5 protein-coding genes and 1 pseudogene are annotated in these 5,695 nt (G+C 65.7%); 3 read left to right on the top strand and 3 right to left on the bottom strand.

Translation table 11 applies throughout. The features are described from left to right. The 3 genes and pseudogenes from EOA75_RS27705 to EOA75_RS27715 all read right to left on the bottom strand — a co-directional run. Window positions 1–663 (bottom strand): annotated as a pseudogene (locus tag EOA75_RS27705) (serine/threonine protein phosphatase); the annotation flags it as partial. A 75-nt stretch (window positions 664–738) separates the two neighbouring features. Beyond that, window positions 739–2,526: a bifunctional alpha/beta hydrolase/class I SAM-dependent methyltransferase gene (locus EOA75_RS27710; protein ID WP_164747595.1), complete on the bottom strand. Its 1,788-nt coding sequence runs from the start codon at window positions 2,524–2,526 to the stop codon at window positions 739–741. Between the two features lie 36 nt (window positions 2,527–2,562). Continuing rightward, the gene (locus tag EOA75_RS27715) at window positions 2,563–3,171 is read right to left on the bottom strand and encodes a CDP-alcohol phosphatidyltransferase family protein (protein WP_127325654.1); all 609 of its coding nucleotides are present in this window, start codon (window positions 3,169–3,171) and stop codon (window positions 2,563–2,565) included. 272 nt (window positions 3,172–3,443) lie between these two features. Here EOA75_RS27715 and EOA75_RS27720 point away from each other — a divergent pair, with 272 nt between their 5' ends. The 3 genes from EOA75_RS27720 to EOA75_RS27730 all read left to right on the top strand — a co-directional run. After that, window positions 3,444–3,923: a MarR family transcriptional regulator gene (locus tag EOA75_RS27720; protein ID WP_095801336.1), complete on the top strand. Its 480-nt coding sequence runs from the start codon at window positions 3,444–3,446 to the stop codon at window positions 3,921–3,923. Next, the gene (locus EOA75_RS27725) at window positions 3,920–5,104 is read left to right on the top strand and encodes an HlyD family secretion protein (RefSeq protein WP_127325655.1); all 1,185 of its coding nucleotides are present in this window, start codon (window positions 3,920–3,922) and stop codon (window positions 5,102–5,104) included. Before EOA75_RS27720 ends, EOA75_RS27725 begins: the two co-directional genes overlap by 4 nt. A gap of 298 nt (window positions 5,105–5,402) precedes the next feature. Continuing rightward, on the top strand, window positions 5,403–5,695 hold a 293-nt coding region (locus tag EOA75_RS27730), incomplete at its 3' end, for an MFS transporter (protein ID WP_127325656.1).

Consider the following 5,695-nt stretch of genomic DNA (forward strand, 5'->3'; position numbering starts at 1 on the left):
CGCCAGAGCGGCGCCCAGCGCGTAGCATAGCGCAAGCCGCCATGCCCTGCCGTCGGCAGCCGGGCGGAAACCGGCGAACGGCAGCTCGCCCCGTGCCGGAAAGAGCCACAGGGCAAAGAAGCCGAGCAGCGCGCCGGTCGGGATGTCGATGAAATGATGCTGCCAGGTGGTCAGCACCGAGGCGCCGATCAGAAAGCACCAGCGGTGCCAGAGCCCCAGCAAAGGACCGGCGAGGCGCTGGCGCCAATGATCCCAGATGATCACCAACAGCGCGATATGCAGCGACGGCGCCTGGTTGAACGGCTTGTCGAAGCCGCCGAGGACCGCAAACAGGAAACCCGGCAGGCCGCTCGTTTCCGGCCGCACGAATGTGGCGGTCAGCGGAAACAGGATGAAGCAGGCGACGGCGACGATCTGCGCGGTGAGGTATCGGCCGGCCAGCCGGTCCACGCCCTGGCGGCTGTCGTTGAGCAGGAGCGACAGTCCGTAGAACAGGTTGATCGACCAGTAGGGCACGATTGTCCAGGCGACGAACGGAACATGGTGTTCCCAGGAGAACACGATGCTGCCGACATGGTCGCGCGTCGAGGCGAGCCAATTGGCGAAGCCGTAGGTCGAATAGAAGAAAGGCGCGAGGAAAGCGAGCCACAGCGCTGCGCGCATGACGACACGCCCATAGGGCTCGGCGCTGGGTGAAAGTGGCGGGGGCTCGGCACTGGAAGGCATGCGGCGGTGGTCCTAAAGCCGCCTTGCCAGCGAGACGGTGAAGATGCCCCATTGGTCGATGCGCTGGTCGAGCTTCTCGAAGCCTGCCGCCTCGACCAGCTGATCCATCTCGCCTTGCGTGCGCCGCCGCATCACCCAGGCCTGGCCGCCGCGATGCGAGGTCAGGCTGCGCGCGATCATTTCGAGCTGCGGGTGCCAGGGCTGGTTGGTGTAAACGAGCAGGCTGCCCGGCTGCATGGCGCGGGCAAGGCCGCCGAGCGAGCGCGCAATCAGCGCATTGTCGGAGAAGAGCTCGTAAAGGCCGGAGACGATGGCGAGGTCCGGCGCCGGATCGAGCGCGGCGAGCCCATCGCCGTCGAAGGCGTCGGCGCGCTGGAACGACACGCTGGCCGGCAATTGCCGCTCGGCGATCAGCTTGCGGCCGAGCTCGACATTGAGGTCGGAATAGTCGCGCAGCCGAACGCTGGTCGGTTGCTCCCGGCTCATGTCGATCGCATCGAGGACGTAGCGGCCGTGACCAGACGCAATGTCCAGGATGTTGGTCGGCCGCCCAGCGGCCTTCAGCATTGCCAGCGCCGAGCCGATCAGCTCTTCGATGTGAAGCTTGCGCTGGCGGATGCCGCGCCAACCGATGGCGTCGAGGAAGGTCCGGTCGACCATGCGGCCGATCGGCCCCAGGCCGCGCGGCTCGTTCTCATAGACATAGTCGAGCGTCGAACCGGAATCGAAGCCGGTGGTAACGCCGACCTTCATGCCTTGCGAGAACCAACTGCCGATGCGGATGAAGGCGCGGCTCGTCGCCCAGTAGAGGCCCCTGGGCGAAAGCAGATCGAGCGGCGAGGCGAGGCGGTCGGCCTCGTCGCGCGTGTAGCCGGCGATGTCCGCCTGCTTCAGGTCTACAGCTTCCGCGGGTGCCGCGAACTGCGCTTCGAGGAACGGCCGGATCAGGTCGAGCGCCTTGGCGCGGTCGCGCTCGCCCAGCGTATCGTGGAAGAAGCCCGGCAGCACGTGGCGCTCCTTCGCGCGGCTGCCGAGATTGACGAAGAACTCGTGCTGCGGCGCGTGCCGCACCACCCAGTCGCTGCCCGACAGAAGAAGCTGCGTCGGCACGGTGATGGCGCGCGCATCGGCAACGATGCGCGCCGCGTGCTGATAGAGCTCGACCAGGATGTTCGAGGCGATCGGCCTTGTGATCAGCTTGTCGTTTTCGAAGGAAGCAATGCGCACAGGGTCATGAGTGAGAAGGTTCGCCTTGACGTAGGAATTGACGAAGAAGCGCCCCTTGATCTTCTGCCACAGCGCGATGCCTTCCTTGGCGAAAGGGACATAGAGTTTCACCGAGAAGGCGGGCGAGGCGAGCACCATGGCGCGCAGCTTGGGCGCATAGTCGTGCACCCACGCGGCCGCCAGCACCGCGCCGAAGGACTGCGCGATCAACGCGATGTCCTGCGCGGCAAAGCCGTCCCTGGCGGCGATCTCGCGAATGAAACAGTCGATATCGCGCACCAGCGCGGCGAAAGACGGAGCATAGCCGCGCTCACCGGCAGAGCGGCCGTTGCCGCGCGCATCCCAGGCATAGAAGGCGTAGTCGGGCAGGCTGAGTTCGTCGACGAGATGCGCCATGCGGCCGCCATGCTCGTGTCCGCGATGGAAGAGCACGACCGCGCCCTTGGCCGTGGCCTGCATCGCCGGCCAGTAGCGGTAAAAGATCTGCGTGCCGTCATGGCTGCGGAAGGTGCGTTCCTGCGCCTGCCGCGCAAGGCTTTCCGCCGGCGCGCTGGCAACCTGTTCGTGAAGCATGGTGGTTCCCCCGGACGGCATGGCGAGTCTCGGTGCTCAGCCGGTGCTGCCAATAAGACCGGCGCGTATCCGGTTTATGGCGGTCAGCAGCGAAAGCGTAGCCATGGCCGGAAACACAAATGGCGCGATTGCCTCAGGCCAGAGCCCGGCGGCGGCGAGCACGGCGACCACGCCGAGCGCCAGCGCCCTGTCGCTCTTGCCGAACGGCCCGGCATAGTTTCGCCCGATCCCGGCGGCGATGCCGAGCACGCCGGCGAACTCGGTGAGCGCCGCGGCGATGGCAAAGGCGACGACACCCCAGGCGCCGAATTGGGGAAGGGCGGCAAACGGCAGGATCAGCGCAAGGTCGGAGACGACATCGCAGATCTCGTTGAGGTACATGCCGAGCGTCGAGGCCTGGCCATGTTCCCGTGCCAGCATGCCGTCAATGGCGTTGAGCGCCATGCGCAGGAAAAGCCCCAGGGGGATGAGGAAGAGCAGCGGGCTCCAATCGGGGAGGATCGCGATTGCCGATCCAGCCGCGATGGACAGCAGAGCAGCCGCGATCGTTATGCCGTTGGCCGTCACACCCATCGCCGCCAGCCTGTTGACCAGCGGCCGCAGCCTGTCCTGGAAAGCCGGCTTCAGCGCATAGAGCGTCGGCATTGCGATGATCCCCCGATCCTCGCCGCCAGATGTATCACAAACATGCCGAACGGCACCAGCGCAGCTGCTAAAACACTGTGAATCCCAGACAGTTGGCACCATGCCATGCACCCATTGCCTGAAGACGACGCCGGAGCCGGCGCTCTGTGGCGCTCTCATGCCCGCCTTGGCGAGCTTCGACCATGCAGCCCTGGCATGGCCGCATGCGGTTGCCGGCTTCTGGAACAACGCAGCCACTTGAATAGTAAGCACGCTTATTATATATGCCGCTCATGGTTTCAGATGGCATCGACAGATTGGGATTTTTGATCCACGACGTGCAGCGCCTCATGCGCAAGCGCTTCGAGGCGCGCGCCAGCGGGTTGGGCCTTTCCTCCGCGCAATGGCGGCTTCTCGTCCGCGTCGCCAAGGAGGCCGGTGTCGCGCAGGCGCGGCTCGCCGAACTGCTCGAGATCGAGCCGATCAGCGTCTCGCGCCTCGTCGACCGGATGGAGGAGGGCGGCTGGATCGAGCGTCGCGCCGATGCGGCCGACCGGCGTGTGCGCATGATCTTCCCGACCGAAAAGGCCAACGCGGCCTACGCCGATGTCAAAAGCCTCGCCGGCGAGGTCTATGAGGAATCGCTCACCGGCGTATCGCTGGAGGACCGTCGCATCCTGATCCGGGTGCTCGACACCATCGTGCAGAATTTGACCGACGGCGAGACGTCGTCCCTCGAAAAGATCAAGAATACGGAAGGGCGGGCAGCATGAACGCGGCAGCCAAGAAAGCAGACGACAACGTCACCAAGCTCGAGATCGAGGCGCCGGCGAAGCCGGAGGCTGCGCCAGTCTCCGCGGCAGCGGAGCCGCAGCCCGCACCGGCAGCACCGAGGAAGAAGCGCCGCACCGGCCGCTTCCTTTTGATGGTCGCCCTGCCGCTGGCGCTGCTCGCCGGCGGCGCCTATGTCTGGGTCACCGGCGGTCGCTACCAGGAGACCGAGAACGCCAACCTGCAGCAGGCCCGGATTTCGATTGCCTCGGATACGGCCGGCCGCATCGTCCAGGTCGGCATTGCCGACAACCAGACGGTCAAGGCGGGCGACCTTCTCTTCGTCATCGACCCCGAGCCTTACAAGATCGCGCTGGCCCAGGCCGACGCGGCTGTTGCCGCCGCGCGGCTCAATGTCGAGCAGCTGCGCGCCGCCTATAGCCAGGCGATGGCGCAGCAGAAGTCGGCCAAGAGCGAGGTCGACTATGCGCAGTCGCAATATGACCGCGCCGCCGATCTCGCTGAGAAGGGCATCAATGCCAAGTCGTCGCTGGACGAGGCCCGCAACGACCTCGACAAGGCCAAGCAGCAGCTCGCGGTCGCCGAGCAGGGCATCATCAGCGCCAAGGCCGCGCTTGGCGGCAACCCCGACATCGAGACCGACAAGCATCCAAGCGTGATGTCGGCGCTCGCCGCGCGCGACAAGGCCGCCTACAACCTCTCGCAGACCACGGTGAAGGCGCCGTCCGATGGCATCGTCTATCAGGCCTCGTCCTTCAAGGTCGGCCAGTATGTCTCCGTCGGCACGCCGCTGTTCGCGCTGGTCGAGACGGATGACACCTGGATCGACGCCAATTTCAAGGAAACCCAGCTGACCCATATGAAGCCGGGCCAGAAGGCCGAGATCGTGGTCGACACCTATCCGGGCCGGACCTTCGAGGCGACCGTCAAGGCGATCGGCGCCGGCACGGGCGCCGAGTTCTCGCTGCTGCCCGCCCAGAACGCCACCGGCAACTGGGTCAAGGTCACCCAGCGCATTCCCGTGCGCCTGGAAATGACCGACCCCGACGCCAAGATGGCGCTGCGCACCGGCATGAGCGCGACGGTCACCGTCGATACCGGCGTCGCGCGCGGATTGCCGTCGATCTTCGGTCACGCCACGGCCGGCGAGCACGCGCAATAAAGCAAGGTGAAGCCCGCGGGCATGAGCGGCCGCAAGGGAATGCTCTGAAGGGAGGGGTGTGAAAGCCGAGCGTTTGAGGCGAGCCGCGTCGCGGGTCGATCCAAGGCAGAGGCTTTCGACACGGATACGTCGGTCCTCAGGTTTCCGGGCGGCAGGCATCCGCTCCAACAGAGACTTTCGCTCGATGTAACCCCCACATCGATCCTCGCGTCCCACCGCGACGAGGGTCTCAAAGGAAGGCCTCGCCGCCCGGAATCCCAATGTACCCGTTTTTGTTACCTGCTGGAAGTTCAGCACCATGAGCACGCCCGAACCCTTCAAGGAAGTACCGCACCGCGGGCTGATCACGGTCGCGCTGATGCTGGCGACGGTCATGCAGGCGCTCGACACCACGATCGCCAATGTCGCGCTGCCGACCATGACCGGCGACCTCGGTGCCTCGCCTGACAACATCAACTGGGTGCTGACCTCCTATATCGTCGCCGCCGCCATCATGACGCCGGTCACCGGCTGGCTCGCCGACCGCCTCGGCCGCAAGGAGCTGTTCCTGGCCTCCGTCGTCGGCTTCACCATCTTCTCCATGCTTTGCGG

The organism is Mesorhizobium sp. M1A.F.Ca.IN.022.07.1.1 (assembly GCF_003997575.1).
GTDB lineage: Bacteria > Pseudomonadota > Alphaproteobacteria > Rhizobiales > Rhizobiaceae > Mesorhizobium.